General features: G+C 59.3%; 15 protein-coding genes. 4 read left to right on the forward strand and 11 right to left on the reverse strand.

Annotation, left to right across the window (positions count from 1 at the left end):
• Window positions 1-25: 25 nt before the first annotated feature.
• From F8B91_RS08365 to F8B91_RS08375, 3 genes are read right to left on the reverse strand one after another with little or no spacing between them, the layout of a single operon-like run.
• Entirely contained in the window at window positions 26-1,072 is a 1,047-nt protein-coding gene (locus F8B91_RS08365; protein ID WP_210324343.1) for an ABC transporter permease, read from the reverse strand.
• A gap of 13 nt (window positions 1,073-1,085) precedes the next feature.
• Window positions 1,086-2,624 (reverse strand): sugar ABC transporter ATP-binding protein, encoded by a 1,539-nt coding sequence (locus tag F8B91_RS08370; RefSeq protein ID WP_196503257.1) that lies wholly within the window; start codon window positions 2,622-2,624, stop codon window positions 1,086-1,088.
• Window positions 2,621-3,274 (reverse strand): DUF2291 family protein, encoded by a 654-nt coding sequence (locus F8B91_RS08375; RefSeq protein ID WP_196503258.1) that lies wholly within the window; start codon window positions 3,272-3,274, stop codon window positions 2,621-2,623. The genes F8B91_RS08370 and F8B91_RS08375 overlap by 4 nt, the downstream gene beginning before the upstream one ends.
• Before the next feature lie 443 nt (window positions 3,275-3,717).
• Between F8B91_RS08375 and F8B91_RS08380 the strand changes: the two genes are divergently transcribed.
• The 4 genes from F8B91_RS08380 to F8B91_RS08395 all read left to right on the forward strand — a co-directional run bounded on the left by F8B91_RS08380 (window position 3,718) and on the right by F8B91_RS08395 (window position 8,722).
• Window positions 3,718-5,298 (forward strand): FGGY-family carbohydrate kinase, encoded by a 1,581-nt coding sequence (locus tag F8B91_RS08380; protein WP_196503259.1) that lies wholly within the window; start codon window positions 3,718-3,720, stop codon window positions 5,296-5,298.
• A gap of 10 nt (window positions 5,299-5,308) precedes the next feature.
• Complete coding sequence (locus F8B91_RS08385) at window positions 5,309-6,820, forward strand: glycerol-3-phosphate dehydrogenase (RefSeq protein ID WP_196503260.1); 1,512 nt, start codon at window positions 5,309-5,311, stop codon at window positions 6,818-6,820.
• Complete coding sequence (locus F8B91_RS08390; RefSeq protein WP_196503262.1) at window positions 6,820-7,752, forward strand: sugar phosphate isomerase/epimerase family protein; 933 nt, start codon at window positions 6,820-6,822, stop codon at window positions 7,750-7,752. Before F8B91_RS08385 ends, F8B91_RS08390 begins: the two co-directional genes overlap by 1 nt.
• A 91-nt stretch (window positions 7,753-7,843) precedes the next feature.
• Window positions 7,844-8,722 carry a sugar-binding transcriptional regulator gene (locus tag F8B91_RS08395; protein ID WP_196503940.1) on the forward strand — a complete coding sequence of 293 codons (879 nt, stop codon included), beginning with the start codon at window positions 7,844-7,846 and terminating at the stop codon, window positions 8,720-8,722.
• A 9-nt stretch (window positions 8,723-8,731) separates the two neighbouring features.
• Here the strand turns inward: F8B91_RS08395 and F8B91_RS08400 are convergent, their stop codons facing one another.
• The 8 genes from F8B91_RS08400 to F8B91_RS08435 all read right to left on the reverse strand — a co-directional run bounded on the left by F8B91_RS08400 (window position 8,732) and on the right by F8B91_RS08435 (window position 17,190).
• Window positions 8,732-9,808, reverse strand: a complete 1,077-nt coding sequence (locus F8B91_RS08400; protein WP_196503263.1) for a Gfo/Idh/MocA family protein — start codon at window positions 9,806-9,808, stop codon at window positions 8,732-8,734.
• Window positions 9,809-9,823: 15 nt separating this feature from the next.
• Window positions 9,824-10,801 (reverse strand): ABC transporter permease, encoded by a 978-nt coding sequence (locus F8B91_RS08405; protein WP_196503264.1) that lies wholly within the window; start codon window positions 10,799-10,801, stop codon window positions 9,824-9,826.
• The gene (locus tag F8B91_RS08410; protein WP_196503265.1) at window positions 10,798-11,757 is read right to left on the reverse strand and encodes an ABC transporter permease; all 960 of its coding nucleotides are present in this window, start codon (window positions 11,755-11,757) and stop codon (window positions 10,798-10,800) included. The genes F8B91_RS08405 and F8B91_RS08410 overlap by 4 nt, the downstream gene beginning before the upstream one ends.
• Window positions 11,757-13,256, reverse strand: coding sequence for a sugar ABC transporter ATP-binding protein (locus F8B91_RS08415; RefSeq protein WP_196503266.1), 1,500 nt, complete (start codon window positions 13,254-13,256; stop codon window positions 11,757-11,759). Before F8B91_RS08415 ends, F8B91_RS08410 begins: the two co-directional genes overlap by 1 nt.
• Window positions 13,257-13,332: 76 nt before the next feature.
• The gene (locus F8B91_RS08420; RefSeq protein WP_196503267.1) at window positions 13,333-14,352 is read right to left on the reverse strand and encodes an ABC transporter substrate-binding protein; all 1,020 of its coding nucleotides are present in this window, start codon (window positions 14,350-14,352) and stop codon (window positions 13,333-13,335) included.
• 44 nt (window positions 14,353-14,396) lie between these two features.
• The gene (locus F8B91_RS08425) at window positions 14,397-15,311 is read right to left on the reverse strand and encodes a sugar phosphate isomerase/epimerase family protein (RefSeq protein WP_196503268.1); all 915 of its coding nucleotides are present in this window, start codon (window positions 15,309-15,311) and stop codon (window positions 14,397-14,399) included.
• A gap of 15 nt (window positions 15,312-15,326) precedes the next feature.
• A complete protein-coding gene (locus F8B91_RS08430; RefSeq protein WP_196503269.1) occupies window positions 15,327-16,472 on the reverse strand; it encodes a Gfo/Idh/MocA family protein in 1,146 nt (381 codons plus the stop codon).
• Complete coding sequence (locus tag F8B91_RS08435; protein WP_196503270.1) at window positions 16,465-17,190, reverse strand: SDR family NAD(P)-dependent oxidoreductase; 726 nt, start codon at window positions 17,188-17,190, stop codon at window positions 16,465-16,467. Before F8B91_RS08435 ends, F8B91_RS08430 begins: the two co-directional genes overlap by 8 nt.
• Between the last annotated feature and the right edge of the window lie 9 nt (window positions 17,191-17,199).

The raw sequence follows: 17,199 nt of genomic DNA on the forward strand, positions 1-17,199 counted from the left end.
CCGGTAACGAAAGTGGTGGGCCTGTTCAGGCCGATCTTTTTCTCCCGCTGTACTGGATGGAATTCAGAAGCACGGCGAGCACGATGACGGCACCGGTGAACACCGTCTGCCAGTAAGACGAGACACCGATGATGACGAGGCCGTCAGAAAGGAAGCCAATGACGAAGGCGCCCAGCATGGTGCCGCGCACCGTGCCGCGGCCACCGGTCAAGGCAGCACCACCGATCACCACCGCAGCGATGGCGGTGAGTTCGTAAGAGGTGCCGGCGGTGGGGCCTGCGGAGGTGAGCTGGGAGGACAGCACCAGACCCGCAATGGCCGCACACACGCCGGACATCATGTAAACCGACATTTGCACGCGCTTTACCGGAACGCCGGACAGTTCAGCGGCGCGCATATTGCCGCCCGACGCATAGAGCCAGCGGCCGAAAGCCGTGCGCGACAGAAGCAGGCCACTCAAGATGGCAATCAGGCCCAGAACCAGCACGCCAATCGGCACATCGACCAGGCGGTTGAAACCCAGCCAGTCAAAGCCGGTATTGCCGAGTTCGGGCTTGCCGCCGAGATTGTTGAAGGTGAGGCCATTCGTGATCAGCAGCGCCACGCCGCGCGCCACATACATCACACCCAGAGTGGCCACGAAAGCCGGCACGCGGAAATAGGCAATCAGCACGCCATTCACCGCACCCATCAAGGCGCCTGCAATGCATGTCAGAATGGCCACCGCCCAGACAGGTTCAAACAGAATGATGCCGAGCGATTTGATCTGCACGCCCTGCATCAGATAACCGGCGATCACGCCGGACAGGCCGAGGATGGAGCCCACCGAAAGATCGATGCCGCCATTCAGCACAACCAGCAGCATGCCGATGGCCAGCAGGCCATAGATCGCCACATGCGATGCCATGATCAGGAAATTGCTCACGGTGAAATAGTTGGGCGACAGCAACGAGAACACGATGACGATTGCGATCAGCGCCAAGAAGGCGCGGCCCTCAAGGAACAACTCGCCGATATCCAGCTTGCGCTTGGCCGTTCCGGTCTTGCTGCTGGTCACTTTGCTATCCGACATGGGTTCAATTTCCTCAAGCCGCCTTGGCTTCGCCAGAAGCGGCCATGATTTTTTCCTTGGTGGTATCTGATGTGAATTCGGCGGAGATATTGCCGCGGCGCAGAACAATAATTCTATGCGCAACGCTCAGGCATTCGCCCACTTCCGAAGTGGAATAGATGACGGCCAGGCCCTCTTTGGCGCCCGCTGCCAGAAGCTTGAACACTTCCGCCTTGGCACCGACATCGATGCCGCGGCTCGGTTCATCCAGCAGCAGCACTTTCGGGTTGGTGGCCATCATCTTGCCTATGACAACCTTCTGCTGGTTGCCGCCGGAGAGCGAGCCGATGGGTGCGCGCCCACCATCGGTCTTGATATGCACTTTCTTGATGGCGCCGCTGATCAGATCCTGCTCGCGGCGGTTGGAAACGAAGAGGCGTTCGACAAAAGCACGAATCGAAGCGAGTGAAAGATTTTGTCCGACAGACATGGTCTGCACCAGGCCATCGCGCTGCCGGTCTTCCGGTACAAGAGCGAGGCCCTTGTCGATGCGTTCGGCGATGCGCAGATGCGCAACGTCTTCGCCTTTCAGCAGTACCTGGCCGGATGCCGGCTTGAGGCGGCCTGCCACACATTCGAGAAGCTCGGTGCGGCCTGCGCCCATCAGGCCATAGATGCAAACAATTTCGCCGGATTTCACCGAGAGCGAAAGGTGATCAACAACATTGTAACCGCCCCCGGCCGCCGGAACCGTCAAGTCTTCGATGGAGAGCGCCACATCGCCCATCCTGTAGCCAGTCGGCGGTGAGCCGAGATCGAAATTCTCGCCCACCATGTTGCGCACGATCCATTCGAGATCAATATCCTTGCGCGGTGCATAGGCCGTCATCGCGCCATCGCGCAGCACCACGGCGTAATTGGTGATCAGCAACGCCTCTTCGAGGTGATGCGAAATGTAAACGATGGAGACGCCTTTTGCCGTGAGGTCATGCACCACGCGGAACAGCACTTCGACTTCGGTGGCAGAGAGCGCAGAGGTCGGCTCATCCATGATGAGGATGCGTGAATTGACGGACAGAGCACGGGCGATTTCCACGATCTGCTGCTGGCCCAGGCGCAGGTCTTCCACCTTGGTCAGGGGATCGATATCCTGCTGCAGTTCTTGCATCAAAGTGCGCGCCTGGCGTTCTTCTTCAGCGAAATCCACCTGACCCGCCTTGATCAGCTCGCGGCCCATGAAAATATTGTCGCGCACGGTCAGATTGGGCGCGAGGCTCAGTTCCTGGTGAATGATCGAGATGCCACGGTTGCGCGCGTCCGTGGATGAAACAAAACTGATCGGCGCACCATCGAGAACGATCTCGCCGCCCGAAGGCTGGATCACACCGGAGAGGATTTTCATCAGCGTGGATTTTCCGGCGCCATTTTCACCGAACAAGGTTGTCACCTTGCCGCGATAGACGCTGAAATTCACGCCCTTCAAGGCATGGATGTTGCCGAAGGACTTGCTGACATTGCGCGCTTCCAGCACCACGCCGTCAATGTTCGCCCCTGCTGGTGCGGGCTTGTTCATTCCACCGACGCCTTGACGGGCGTGACCAGCCAGCCCTTGGGATTGATCAGCTTGAACACGCCGGTGACGGTGATTTTCTTGCCGGTGAGATTGGCCGCATCGATTCCAGCCAGCGTTTGCTTCTTCATCTCATTGTTGAGGGCAGAACCGGCGTCCTGATATTCAATCTGGTTGGTGAACTGGCCGAACTTGATGGTGCCGGTCGCGTCACGCAGATCGGTGCCATTGATCGCCGGGCCCATCTGCACACGCACCAGCGTGCCTTCGGGCAAGCCATCAACAGCCACTTTATAGATGCCGGATGAGCCTTCGCCCGCCGTGCCGGTGAAAGTGACAGGGATCACCGGACCCGTATTGGTGGCTACGCCATATTTCGTGCCGGCGGCCGTAGCGTCGGTTGCGATGGCTGCGCCCAGCTCTTTTGAATCCACGGCATGTTCGAGAATGAATTTCTGCACGTCAGGGAATTTCGCCGCGCCGTATTCTTCTTTCGAGAAGACCTTCTTGCGCACATCATCGGCCGAACCGACGACCACGACCTTGGTGCTCGCTGCCATTGCGCCGAACAGCACGACCGCCGCGACGCCAAGGATGATCCAGCCCTTGCGGGACGAGAGTGAAGACGAGGTGCGGGTTTCATTCAGCGACATGAGCGGCCTCGCAGCGCGAAGCCGTGGCCGCGCAATTGAACTTTTGATGTGATGCGAAGACCTGACCCGGCTTCCATTTCGTCTCCCATTCACTCAAGCGCTCTGCGGCGCCTTCACGAGTAATTATTTACTCACTGTGGAATGAATTTCAGTTCATGTCAATTGCCAATGCTGAAATTTATTCATTGCACTGCACATTATTTCGCACTGCAACAAAGCAATTGCGGGAAGCAAATTATCGATGAATGATCCGCATCTAGAGATGATTGCGAGATACGTGAGTAATTTCAGAATTATCCGAGCGGCGACCGCTCCGGTTCCCGGTCAATAAATCTGCCTGAGGCCGCAGAGTCCTCAAAAGAGCCAATTGACAGATGAGATTTACAGTGAAATAATATTCACAACGATAATAAATTACACCAACGGGAGAAGAGTGCGTCCGCATGAAGGGTTCGCCACACAGCGCATCGGGCGATGTGATCATCGGTGTTGATGCCGGCACGTCGGTGATCAAGGCCGTGGCCTTTGATCTCGAAGGCCGCCAGCTGGATGCCGCCGCCATTCCGAACCGCTATCACACAGGCCAGGGCGGCGCTGTCACTCAATCGCTGGAGCAGACCTATCTTGATTGTGCGCAGGCGCTGCGCAATCTGGGCAGCAAGATTCCAAACCTCGCCACGCGCACCATCGCACTCGCCGTCACTGGCCAGGGCGACGGCACATGGCTTGTCGGCAAAGACAATAAGCCCGTGGGTGATGCGTGGCTGTGGCTTGATGCGCGGGCCGCGCCCACAGTTGAGCGGCTTGCCGCTTCATCAGCAAACCGCGCTCGCTTCGAACTTACGGGCACTGGCCTCAACACCTGCCAGCAAGGCACGCAGCTGGCGCATATGCTGGCCACCGCTCCTGATCTTCTGGCGCGGGCGGAAGTTGCGCTGCATTGCAAGGATTGGCTATTCCTCAATCTCACTGGCACGCGCGCCACTGATCCTTCGGAAGCGAGTTTCACCTTCGGTGATTTCCGCACGCGGCAGTATAACGACGATGTGCTCGAGGCTTTAGGCCTCAGCAAGCAGCGCCACTTGCTGCCGCCGATTGTGGAAGGCAGCGAGACAACATTTCCGCTGACTGCGGATGCGGCGAAGGCCACCGGCCTGCGCCCCGGCATTCCGGTGACGCTGGCTTATGTCGATATGGCTATGACGGCGTTTGGCGCTGGCGTTTATACCGGCGACAAGGACGCGGCCTGTTCCGTCATCGGCTCCACCGGCGTGCATATGCGCGCGGTGAAGGCGCATGATGTCTTCCTGAATGATGAAGGCACGGGCTATGTGATCCCCCTGCCCTCGCCCGGGATCGTCACGCAGGTGCAGACCAATATGGCGGCCACGCTCAATCTCGATTGGGTGCTGCGGCTGGGCCAGCAAGTGTTGCAGGATTTCGGCCAGGAAGAGAGCCATGGCGCCATGGTGGCCAAGATTGATGGCTGGCTGGCACGCACAAAGCCCGGCGCGCTTCTGTATCATCCCTATATCTCCGAAGCAGGCGAGCGTGGGCCTTTCGTCGATGCAGCCGCGCGCGCGCAATTCACCGGGCTTTCTTCCACGCATTCCTATGCTGATCTGGTGCGAGCGGTGATCGAGGGCCTGGGCCTCGCGATGCGCGATTGTTATGCAATGATGGGCGACATGCCGAAGGAGCTGCGCATCACTGGCGGTGCGGCGCGCTCTGCGGCTTTGCGCCAGGTTCTGTCTGCCGCCGTCAATGCGCCGGTGCGTGTGTCGGCCCGCGAAGAGGCGGGCGCTGCCGGTGCCGCCATCATGGCCGCCGTGGCGGTGAAGGCCTATCCCAACGTGGAAACCTGCATCGCCAAATGGGTGACGCCGCTGCTGGGTGCGCCGGAAGCGCCTGATGCCGAGGCCGCAGACATCTACCGCCAACGCTTTGAAGTTTACCGCAAGACGCGAGTCTCCATGTTGCCGATCTGGAAAGACCTCGCCGCCTTGCCCCACGAGAAATCCTGAAGTGAATGCCATGCTGAAGAAAAATGAAAATGACGCGTTCGATCTTGTGGTGATCGGCGGCGGGGTGAATGGTGCAGGCATCGCACGCGATGCCGCAGGCCGCGGCCTCAAGGTTTTGATGTGCGAGAAGGATGATCTGGCGCAGGGCACCTCGTCACGCTCTGGCAAGCTGGTGCATGGCGGCTTGCGCTATCTCGAATATTACGAATTCCGCCTGGTGCGCGAAGCACTGATCGAGCGTGAAGTGTTGCTCAATTCGGCGCCGCATATCATCTGGCCGATGCGCTTTGTTCTCCCGCACAGTCCGGATGACCGGCCCGCCTGGCTAGTGCGACTGGGACTTTTTCTCTACGACAATCTCGGCGGACGCAAACGCCTGCCGGGCACGCGCAGCCTCGATCTGCGCCGTGCGCCGGAGGGTGCGCCCATCCTGCCGCAATTCACCAAGGGTTTTGAATATTCCGATTGCTGGGTGGATGATGCGCGGCTCGTCGTGCTGAACGCCATCGACGCCGCCGAGAAGGGTGCCGAGATTCTCACGCGCACGACCTGCGTCAGCGCGCGCCGCGAGGGTGGCGTGTGGAATGTGCAACTGAAAGACAAGACGGGCGTTCGCACTGTCACAGCCAAGGCATTGGTCAATGCAGCCGGGCCCTGGGTCAATGATATTGTGGGGCGCGTGGCTGGCGTGAATTCCAGCCGCAATGTGCGCCTGGTCAAAGGCAGCCATATCATCGTGCCGAAATTCTGGGACGGGCAGCACGCCTATCTGGTGCAGAACCACGACAAGCGGGTGATCTTTATCAATCCCTATCAGGACGGACTGGCGCTGATCGGCACCACCGACATTCCCTATGACGGCAAGGTCGAAGACGTGAAGATCGAAGACACCGAGACCGATTATCTGATCGCGGCAGTGAACCGCTATTTCAAGCAGAAGCTGCGCCGCGCCGATGTGGTGCATAGCTATTCCGGCGTGCGCCCGCTGTTTGATGATGGCAAGGGCAACCCTTCTGCTGTCACGCGCGACTATGTGTTTGATCTCGACGAGGCTGGCGGCGCGCCGATGCTCAGCGTGTTCGGTGGCAAGATCACCACCTTCCGCAAGCTGTCAGAACATGCCGTGCAACGCCTCGCCAAGTTCTTTCCGCAGATGGGCGGTGACTGGACGCGCGGTGGAATTCTGCCGGGTGGCGAATTGGCGAATGCGGATTTCCCCGCTTTTGTGAATCAGTTGCGCGAGGCCTATCCATGGCTGCCGCGTGAACTGGTGCAGCATTATGCAAGGCTTTATGGGTCGCGCACCTCCACGCTGCTCGGCAATGCCAAATCGGTGAACGACCTCGGCAAGGATTTCGGCGCTGGCCTGCACGAAGCTGAAGTGAATTATCTGCGCCGCCATGAATGGGCGCAAACGGCGGATGACATTCTCACCCGCCGCACCAAGCTGGGTCTCGTGATCTCAGACAAGGAAATCGCCGCACTGGACAAGTGGCTGAGCGCACAGAAGGTGCTGGCGTAATGGGGCTCACTCTCTCACTGAACACCAATCCGCTGGTCAACCGCTTTGCCGATCCGGATGATCTGATTGACACCGTGGCGCGGGATTTGCGCTTGCGCGACCTGCAGCTCACCCATGAATTCATCAACCCGTCATGGTCGGCCCCGGTGATCGCTCGTCTCACGAAACAAATGTCAGCGGCGCTGAAGCGCACCGGCGTGCGCGTCACCTCCGGCATGACCGGGCCTTATGGCAGGCTCAATCATTTCGGCCATCCGGACAAGGATGTGCGGCGTTACTATATCGAATGGTTCAAAACCTTCGTCGACATTACTGCCGAACTCGGCGGGTTATCGGTGGGCACGCAATTTGCGATTTTCACCTACAAGGATTTCGACGACGCCAAGCGCCGCGAAGAGCTGACGCAGATCGCCATCGACAGCTGGGCCGAAGTGGCCGAGCACGGCAAGAAGGCTGGGCTCAAATATGTGTTCTGGGAGCCGATGAGCATCGGCCGCGAATTCGGTGATACGATTGCCTCCTGCCTCGCTTTGCAAAAGCGGCTGACCGACGCCAATATGGCCGTGCCCATGTGGATGATGGCGGATATTGACCATGGCGATGTGACCAGCGCCAATCCGGATGATTTTGATCCTTACGCCTGGGCGCGCGCCGTGCCGCCTTACTCTCCCATCATCCATATCAAGCAGAGCCTGATGGACAAGGGCGGGCACCGGCCCTTCACCGCCGCCTTTAATGCGAAAGGCCGCATCCAGCCCGCACCTTTGCTCAAGGCGTTCGCCGAGGGTGGTGCCATGGACAATGAAATCTGCCTCGAGCTTTCCTTCAAGGAACGCGAGCCGAATGACCGCGAGGTCATTCCGCAGATTGCGGAAAGTGTGGCTTTCTGGGCGCCGCATATTGACACGGGCGCCGAACACCTGAACATCTGAGGCGGGATGAGGAAGGCGGCAAGGCGTGTCTCAGGCAAGTGATGAAAGATCGTTGGCGGTGCGGGCCGCCTGGCTGCATTATCGCGGCGGGATGACCCAGGCCGCCGTTGCCGAACGGCTGGGCATCACTTCCGTCAAGGCGCACCGCCTGATTTCGCGCGCACTCGCTGAAGGCGTGGTTAAGATCACCATCGAAGGCGACATTGTTGAATGCGTGGAGCTTGAGAACGAGTTGCGCACCCGCTTCGCGCTGGATTTCTGCATGGTGGCGCCTGATCTCGATGAAGAGGGCCAGCCGTTCCGCGCACTCGGTACTGCAGGTGCCAATTATCTGCGCCGGCAAATTGAAGGCGGCGCGCATCAGGTGATCGGCCTCGGCCATGGCAGCACACTGGCCGCCGTGGTGCAGCAGATGGCGCGGATGAATGTGGCCGATGTGCGCTTCGTCTCGCTGCTGGGTGGCGTGACGCCCGACTATTCCGTGAACCCACATGACGTCATGCACACGATCGCCGAAAAAACCGGTGCGCGCGCGCATTTCCTGCCGGTGCCGTTCTTCGCCAATTCGGTGGAAGACCGCGAAGTGCTGCTCGCACAGCGCGGCGTGCATGACATTCTGGATCTGGCCAACAAATCAACACTGAAAATCGTCGGCATCGGCACAGTGGGCAGTAGCGCCACGCTGGCCATTTCCCGCATGGTGGAGCCGCGCGAAATCAAGGCCATTCAGGCCGATGGCGGCATCGGTGAAATGCTGGGCTATTTCTTCGACAAGCATGGCCGCGTGCTGCAAACCGCGCTCACCGCGCGCACGCTTTCTGTGTCATTCGGCGCGCATGGTTCGGATCAGATTGTTGCGATTGCCGGTGGCAAGGAAAAGCAGGATGCGATTCATGCCGTGCTGCAGAGCCGCAGGTTGCGCGGGCTGATCACCGATGAGGCGACGGCGAAGGCGCTGCTGGCGCGCTAACGTTTTGTACTACGGCAAGAGCGCCAGCGTGCGCTTCTCCTTGGCTGATTGAGCGGCCGTATCGACAATGCGCTGGCCCATCAGGCTGACTTCGGGATCGAGTGGGCCTGTGACCTTCGTACCGTTCTTGATGCAGCCCAACACATACTCAATCGCATTGCGCTTGCCCACCGGCAGCGTATCGACCGGCACCAAAGTGGCTTCCGGCTTGGCGCGGGTTTGCACGGACACATGCGTGGCATAATCCGGGCTGGAAATGCTTCCGTCAGTGCCGACGAAAACAAAGCCACAGGTGGGCTGTGGCTGGATGGTCCATGGGTCGGTCAACGTGCCCCAGCGCGTTTCCATGCGGGAGAGACCACGCGCATAGCGGCACACGGTGATCGAATGCTGATCGACCTCGATGCCTGGCGTGTGATCCACTGTGCAGGTCACCTCCGACGGCGCCTCGCCATCCATGTACCAAGTGCCTAAGGTGGAACCGTAACCCAGATAGTCGAGCAGACTGCCGCCGCCGGAGCTGCGCTTGTACCACCATGAGCCCGGCTTTTGCTTCTCGACCTCTGCGGCGGAGACTTCCACCTTGTCGGCGAGGTGATAGAGCGGGCCGCGATTTCCGTCATTGAAATGCACGCTCGTCAATGTGCCGATGGTGCCTTCGGCGATCAGGCGCTTGGCAGTCACATGGCTGGGCACCCAGACCAAAGGCCAGTTGATCGCCATGATCTTTCCCGTGGGTTTCATCGCCGCCATCATGCGGCGGGCATCGGCCACAGAAGCGGCGAAGGGTTTTTCCACGAAAACATGTACGCCGTATTTGGCGAGACGCTCGGTGTAAGTGGCGTGATCAGCGGTGGCAGCGCAGAGGATGGCGAGATCAGGCTTGGTGGCCTTCATGCAGGCGTCAAAGTCAGTGAACACTTTGTCGGCGCCAAGACCGAAATTGGCAATGGCGCTTTCCATCTTGGCCGGGTTGGGATCGAAAATGCCGGCGATTTCCGCATCGGGATTTTCATGCACGAGGCGCAGCAAATCGCCCATATGCATGTGATCAAAAGAAATGCCGACGACTTTGAACTTGGCCATGCGTGAGTTCCGTTTCTAGGTTTGATCGGTGAGCCTTGCATAAAGCGCGGTGACCGCGAGGATAATGAGGCCAAACACCATGCGGCGGGCCCCTTCCGGCATTTGCAGCAGGGTGAGCAGCGTGCCCAGTACGGTCAGGATCAGCGCGCCGATGATGGTGCCGCCATAGCCGCCACGCCCGCCGAAGATCGAGGTGCCGCCGATCACCGCCGCTGCCACGGAGGGCAGAACCAGCGGCATGGCGAGTGAGAGCGAGGCAGTCTTGATCAGGCCGAGATCGAGGAAGCCTGCAAGGCCAGCGATGAGTGCCGACAAGACATAAAGCAGAACATAGACCTGCCAGGGATGCACGCCGGACAGGCGGGCGGCGCGTTCATTCGATCCAATAGCATAGAGCAAGCGGCCAAAGCCGGTGCGGCGCTGGCCCAGGACAATGATCGCAGCGAAGGGCACGAACAGGAACAGCGCATTGGGGAAAACACCAGTGCGGCCGGAGCCAAGCCAGACCCAGAGATCGGGGAATTGCACACCGGTGGCGATCACAGCGCGCTGATAGACCTGCAGGCAACCGGTGGCGATAAGCCCCGTGCCCAATGTCATGATGAGGGGATGGACCCGGCAGAAGGCTACGCCGAAGCCATTGATGAGACCCACCAGCAAAGCCGGAATGAGGGCCAAGACCGTGGCTAGAGGCACGCCGACGATGGGCGACAGCGTGGCCAGCATATAGCCGGTGATGGTGGCGACAACGCCAACAGAAAGATCGATGCCGCCCGTCAACATCGCCAAAGTCTGGCAGGCGGCCAGCATGGCCAGCGGTGTTGCGAAGCGGATGGTGTTGCTGATCCAGCGGTCGTTGACGATGCCGGGGCGGATCACTTCCAGCAGGCCCACCAGAATGAGCAGCAGGATGACCAGAGGAAGCGTGGGATTGTCTTTCAGGAAGCGCCCAAGGCGCGACATGGGCGAAGCGGTTTCGGCTGCGATGCTCATGATTTTTTCCCTCTCACAGCCAACAGGCCACCGAACATGACCACGGCCACCATCACGGTGCCTTCGATGATCGATGTGGCATTGGGATCAACCGACAGAAGCGTGAGGTCCAACCGCATCAGACGCAGGATGAAGACCGCGAGGATCGGCCCGATCAATCCGCCCTTGCCGCCGGTGAGTGATACGCCACCCAGCACAGCAGCCGCCACACTGGCCAGCAAATAAGGGCCGGGAATGGGTTCGCCGATGCCGGTGCTCATGGTGACGGCGAGGCCGCCGAGTGCCGCGAACAATCCGGCCAGCGCATAGGAAATAATCTTGGTGCGCGAAACGGGAACACCGGAACGGAAGGCGGCGAGCTTGTCGCTGCCAATGGCGTAGAGCATGAGACCCAGTTTGGAGCGGCTGATCGGCATCCAGATCACTGCGGCGGAGACCACAAGCACGACGAGTGATTTTGGAATCCAGCCGAGGCCGGGAATGGGAAGGCCGCCCACGATCAACTCGCGCAGCCAGGGCGCGATGGCACCGCCGGGGGATTCGAGGATGAGGATGGCCGCACCTTCCAGCACGAAAAGCGTGGCCAGGGTGACGACGATATCGGGTACGCGGGTGATGACGATGAGCGCGCCATTGATGGCGCCGATCAGCGCGCCGAAGGCCAGCACGAAGAGCACAATGGGTACGGACAGCCCATCGCTCTGGCCCTGCATCATCACGGCGGCGGTGACGCTGGCTACCGCCATGATAGAGCCGATGGAGAGATCGATGCCGCCGGCGATGATGACGATCGACATGCCGAGCGTAGCCAGTGCGAAAGGCAAGGCGGCACGCGAGACGGAGTCGAGGCCATCAATGCCAAAGCTGGGCTGGATGATTTTGGTGGCCACCAGCAGCAGCGCGAGGAAAGCCGCGAGGCCGAAAGTCCAGGCGTTGCGGGAGACAAAGCCAGCCATTACGCAGCACCTTGCGCGGTGAGGCCGTAGGCGGCGCGCATCAGGGTTTGATCGTCGGCGTCCTTGGCGTCGATGATGTCGACCACGCGGCCGTTGAAGATCACGACGGCGCGGTCACAGGCCATACGGATTTCTGCGAGTTCTGATGTGTAGAAGAGTATGGCTGCGCCCTGATCCGCCAGTTCGCGCACCAATGTGTAAATCTGCTGCTTGGTACGCACATCGATACCGCGGGTGGGATCGAACAGCAGCAAGGTTTCCACGCCGCGCGCGATCCAGCGGGCGATGGTGACCTTCTGCTGGTTACCGCCGGAAAGACGGCGCACTTCACCTTGCGCACGCGTGTCGATCTGCAGACGCGCGATGGCGGCGTTTACTTTTTCGGCTTCGCGCTTCAGCGCCACGATGCCCCAGTTCTTTAACGCTGCGACGCGCGGCAATGCGATGTTCTCCTGCACCGAGCGTGACATAAGTAGCGCACTGACGCGGTCGCCAGGAACCAAATTGATTCCGGCGGCGATTGCGGCGGCGGGATGATCGAAGCTCATATTCTTGCCGTCCACTTCCAACGTGCCCGCCTTTGGCTTTTGAAAACCGGCCAGCACGTTGAACAATTCGTCCTGGCCTTGGCCTTCGAGTGCGACCACGCCAAGTACTTCGCCCGGAAACATTTCAAAGCTGACATCGGTCAATCTGGTGCCAGCTGCAATTCCATGCACATTCAGGCGCGGAACTTTGGAAGATGTTTGTTCATGCTGCGCTGCCTGTGCGCGTGTCGTGGGCTTCAAGGCCGCGCCCAGCATCAGTTCCACGATATGTTCTTCGACACCCGCTTCAATCGGCAAGTCACCCACCGTCTTGCCATCGCGCAGCACAGTGGCACGGTCGCACAATTGCGCAATTTCGGTGAAGCGATGCGACACATAAATCACCGCCATGCCTTCATCGGCATGCTTGCGCACGACCTTCAACACCCGCTCCACCAGATCAGCCGGCAGCGCCGCTGTCATTTCATCGAGCAACAAAATATCCGGCTTACTGGCCAGCGCTCGGGCCAGATCGAGAATGCGCAAGGTGGCCAGCGGCAGTTCGTGCGTGTGCAAAGACAGATCAAGATCGGGAATGCCAAGCTCCCGCGTCCAATGCACAAAGTCTGCCACCGGCGTGTCGCCAAGGCGCAGATTATCCGCCACGCTCAAATCCGGAATGAGCGATGGCTCCTGATAAACCGGCACCAAGCCAGCGCGGCGCGCGGCAGCGGGCGAGCCAATCGAACGGTTTTCACCACTGATTTCAACCTCGCCGGTGTCGCGCTTCAGCGCGCCAGTAAGAATTTTGACAAAGGTGGATTTGCCGGCGCCATTGGCGCCCATCAAGGCGACCACTTCGCCACGGTGCAATTTCAGCGCGGCATCACGCAAAGCCAGAACAGCGCCGAACCTTTTGGATACGCCGCGCGCATCCAGGATCAGAGCCGCCTCTTCAGCTTGCGTATTCATCTCCTGCCACCATTCCAGTGAAGAAAGACCCCCGGCGCACGGCCGAGGGTCCAGCATTGTGTTGCTTCAAGCTAACTTATTCGCCCGGGCCTTTGCAGGCAATAACCTGATCCATCGAATAGGTGGTGTAATTCGGGATCGAAACACTCACCGGCCATTCCGGCGAGAGCTTCGGGTTCTGCGCCTTGGCGATCATGTCCTTGCCTTCCGGGGTGGAATTATCCCACAGAACAGGGTCGACCAGAACGGTGTTGCTGGCTGGCTTCTTGCCATCGAGGATCTGCAAAGCAAGGGCAACGCCCGCACCACCGACAGAACCCGGATTGGTGACAGCAGCACCGACGAGATCCTTCTCGTTCAGCAGCTGGCTCACGAAGCCCGCATTGTCAGCACCGACCACCGGCACCATCTTGCCGCCGGCTTCCTTCATCGCATCGACGATCACATTGTCGATGCCCGAAGTCCACACGCCGTCAAAGGCAGCGCCAGACGAGATCATGTCGTTGATCTGCTGCTTGGCCTTGTCCTGCTGCCAGCCGGTGAACACTTCCTGGGCCACTTTCACGTCCGGGAATTCAGCCAGGGCCTTTTTGAAGCCCTTATCACGATCGGTATCAGCCGATGCACCGGCAGCGCCGCGCATATAAAGCACCGCACCCTTGCCGCCCATTTTCTGGAACAGCCACTTGGCGCCCAGATAGGCATATTGTTCCTGGTTGTTGGACAGGATGTAGGCCGAAGGTTCGGTCACAGCCTGGTCAACGGCCACCACAACGATGCCCTTGGCGGTTGCTTCCTTGATGGCCGCATTGATGCCATCCGGATTGGCAGGGTTCACCACGATGGCATCCACGCCGGCCTGTATCAGGTTGCGCAGGTCTTCAAGCTGGCCAGCAGCGTCAGTGTTGCGGTGAGCGATGTTCAGCGAAGCCACTTCGCCCGAAGCCAAAGCCTGAGCCTTCATGGCGCAGACCATTTCTTCGCGCCAGCCATTGCCCTGCACGGTGTTGGAAATGCCGATCTTGTAAGGCTTAGCTTCAGCCACGCCAGCAATTGCAACGACCAAAGCCGTGGTTGCGAGTAACACTTTCATCATTTTCGTCTTCTCCCTTTGGGTTTTCAGTTTCTTCTCAAGGCGCGTTATTTCACGAAGGGGCGCAGTATATCCCGCGCCAACAGGAATCCCCTTTTGACCTTTTCGTCTGTTCCTTCAAACGTCCGGTCTTCGTGTTCGATGATCACTGAGCCATCGTATTTAGCACGATAAAGCGCAGCAAATATGTCATTCCATTTCACATCACCAAGCCCCGGCATGCGCGGCACTTGCCAGCCAATGCCGAGTGACATGATGCCATTTTCGTAAAGCTTGTCCTGGTCGATCATCAAATCCTTGGCATGAACATGCACCATGCGCTCGCCAAATTCATGGATGAAACGCACCGGGTCAATCATCTGCCAGATCAGATGGCTGGGATCGAAATTCATCCCGATATCCTTGCCCCAGGTTTCAAACATGCGGCGCCAGATTTTCGGCGAATAGGCGATGTTGTGGCCGCCGGGATATTCGTCATAGGAGAAAATCATCGGGCAATTTTCGATGGCGAGCATCACGCCGTTGTCTTTGGCGTGGGAGACGACTTCACCGAAAATGCCTTCGGCCCGTCTCCAGTTTTCATCCACGTTGAGGGTGCGGTCACCACCGAGAAAGGTGTTGACGACAGGCACTTTCATCAAAGCGGCGGCGCTGATCACCTTCTTCAAATGGCCGATCACTTGTGCGCGGTGCTCGGCATCGGCATGCAGCGGATTGGGATAATAGCCGAGGCCGGATATGCTGACGCCTTTGTCCTTCAGCGCGCCGGTGATTTCGCTGGCCTTGCCCTTGCTCAAGCCATCGACATTGATGTGAGATGTTCCGGCATAGCGACGGGTTTCTCCAGCAGCGGCGGGCCAGCAGGCCACTTCCAGTGCTTCAAATCCAACAGAGCCGGCCCAATCGGCCACGGCATTCAATTCAGTATCGGCGAATGGCGCCGTGAGGATTCCAAGTTTCATGTCATCGCCCGTTGCTTAAACACTGACCCACGCTCCGGTCATGGCGCTTTTGATTACAGCATCGCAGACCAGCATTTCATAGTGCCCATCTTCAAAGCTCGCATAGGTTGAAGTGGGCGATCGCTTGCCCTTGGCCACGTCCTCATAGACCTGGCGGAACAGCGCGAAGAATGTATCGGCAAAGCCTTCCACATGGCCGCCCGGCAGGCTGGCTGCAGCGGCACCCATCGGGTTCATCAGCGAAGCGTCACGCTGCAAAATCTGGTTCGGCCCATCACGGTGGCCGATCCACAAATGATCCGGCGTTTCGGAATCCCATGAGGCTGATGCAGCAGCACCCGCCACATCCCATTGCAGTGAATTCTTGCGGCCGAAATTGATCTGGCTGGTGGACATCACACCGCGCGCGCCGTTGGCATAGCGCAACATGATGGTGGAGGCATCATCGGTTTCAATCTTGCGAGCTTCCGTGGCGCCTTTCGACTGGGTGAAAGTTTCAACTGGACCCGTGGGCTTCTGCCGCTCGGTGATGAAGGTCGAAAGCTCGGCCATCACAGCCGTGATGCGCTGGCCGGTGATGAAGCTGGTAAGATCAAGCCAGTGCGTGCCGATATCGCCGACTGAACGCAGCACGCCGCCCTGATCGGTTTCCAGCCGCCAGTTCCAGTCAGTCGGCTTGGCCAGCCAGTCCTGATGATAATGCCCGGTCACAAAACGAATGTCGCCGAGGTCACCCGCCTGTACCATGCCGCGCGCTTGCTGGTTCAAGGGATAGAAGCGCGTGTTGTAACAGACTGCGACGACCTTGCCGGAGGCTGCGGCGAGCTTCACCATTTCCGCCGATTCAGCCGAGGTCATCGCCAATGGCTTTTCGCAGATGACATGGCGGCCAGCGGCGAGGATTTGCTTTACTTGTGGATAATGTGCGTGGTTCGGCGATGTGACATGCACAACTTGTATTGCCGGGTCTTTTAGCAACTCATCGAGCGAGCCATAAGACTTGGCAATGCCGAGTGCGCCTGCGCGAGTGGAGGAACGTTCGGGCGATGAACCCAACACGCCGACAACTTTCACGCCAAGGCGGCGCAGCGCCTGGATATGCACTGTGCCGATGAAGCCTGTGCCGATGACGGCTGCACCAATCGCGCTTGGATCAGACAACGGAATATCCTCCATCAATGGCCAGGCATGTGCCGGTCATGAAGCCTGCGGCTTGCGAGGCGAGGAACAGCACGGGTGGTGCGATGTCTTCGGGCTTGCCCCAGCGCCCCATCGGCGTGCGCAGATTGACGGCGGCGACGTGATTGGGATCAGTGCGGCTCTTGGCCGATTGCTCGGTCACGATGAAGCCCGGCGCAATCGCGTTGACGCGGATGCCATCCGGTGCCCAGGCGATAGCGAGTGATTTCGTGAGCTGCTGCACAGCGGCTTTGCTGGCGCCGTAAGCCGGATTGCGCGGGCTGCCGAAGCTGGCATACATGGAAGCGATGTTGATCAACACGCCCTTCGCCGCTTTCAATTGCGCATGAAAAGCTTCCGCCGTGCGGAAGGTGCCGAACAGATTTACGTCAACAACCTTCTGGAAAAATTCCGGCGCCATTTCCTCGCCGCGCGAGGTGATGGCCGCGCCGTTCACGAGAATGTCGAGCTTTTCGGTTTTGGTTGCGAGTGCGCGCACCGCGTTGAGATCAGTTACATCCAGCTGATGATAGGTGAAGCGCGCCTGGTCTTCTGGCGCAGGTGCTGCTTCAGCCCCGGTGATTTCAACATGCGCTCCCGCATCCTGAAAGGCGCGCGCAATGGCAGCGCCAATTCCTGCGCGGCTGGCTCCGACGACCAGTACACGGGCGCCGGAAAAATCAAATGTGAGTTTACTCATCTTGTCGTT

It is taken from the genome of Aestuariivirga litoralis, assembly GCF_015714715.1.
GTDB classification, from domain to species: Bacteria; Pseudomonadota; Alphaproteobacteria; order Rhizobiales; family Aestuariivirgaceae; genus Aestuariivirga; species Aestuariivirga litoralis_A.

Excerpts from the sequence above, each read along its gene's own strand:
- F8B91_RS08415 (WP_196503266.1), bottom strand. The coding sequence starts at position 13,256 with ATGAATACGCAAGCTGAAGAGGCGGCTCTGATCCTGGATGCGCGCGGC.
- F8B91_RS08400 (WP_196503263.1), bottom strand. The coding sequence starts at position 9,808 with ATGGCCAAGTTCAAAGTCGTCGGCATTTCTTTTGATCACATGCATATG.
- F8B91_RS08405 (WP_196503264.1), bottom strand. The coding sequence starts at position 10,801 with ATGAGCATCGCAGCCGAAACCGCTTCGCCCATGTCGCGCCTTGGGCGC.
- F8B91_RS08410 (WP_196503265.1), bottom strand. The coding sequence starts at position 11,757 with ATGGCTGGCTTTGTCTCCCGCAACGCCTGGACTTTCGGCCTCGCGGCT.
- F8B91_RS08420 (WP_196503267.1), bottom strand. The coding sequence starts at position 14,352 with ATGATGAAAGTGTTACTCGCAACCACGGCTTTGGTCGTTGCAATTGCT.
- F8B91_RS08385 (WP_196503260.1), top strand. The coding sequence starts at position 5,309 with ATGCTGAAGAAAAATGAAAATGACGCGTTCGATCTTGTGGTGATCGGC.
- F8B91_RS08380 (WP_196503259.1), top strand. The coding sequence starts at position 3,718 with ATGAAGGGTTCGCCACACAGCGCATCGGGCGATGTGATCATCGGTGTT.
- F8B91_RS08365 (WP_210324343.1), bottom strand. The coding sequence starts at position 1,072 with ATGTCGGATAGCAAAGTGACCAGCAGCAAGACCGGAACGGCCAAGCGC.
- F8B91_RS08390 (WP_196503262.1), top strand. The coding sequence starts at position 6,820 with ATGGGGCTCACTCTCTCACTGAACACCAATCCGCTGGTCAACCGCTTT.
- F8B91_RS08370 (WP_196503257.1), bottom strand. The coding sequence starts at position 2,624 with ATGAACAAGCCCGCACCAGCAGGGGCGAACATTGACGGCGTGGTGCTG.
- F8B91_RS08425 (WP_196503268.1), bottom strand. The coding sequence starts at position 15,311 with ATGAAACTTGGAATCCTCACGGCGCCATTCGCCGATACTGAATTGAAT.
- F8B91_RS08435 (WP_196503270.1), bottom strand. The coding sequence starts at position 17,190 with ATGAGTAAACTCACATTTGATTTTTCCGGCGCCCGTGTACTGGTCGTC.
- F8B91_RS08395 (WP_196503940.1), top strand. The coding sequence starts at position 7,844 with ATGACCCAGGCCGCCGTTGCCGAACGGCTGGGCATCACTTCCGTCAAG.
- F8B91_RS08375 (WP_196503258.1), bottom strand. The coding sequence starts at position 3,274 with ATGTCGCTGAATGAAACCCGCACCTCGTCTTCACTCTCGTCCCGCAAG.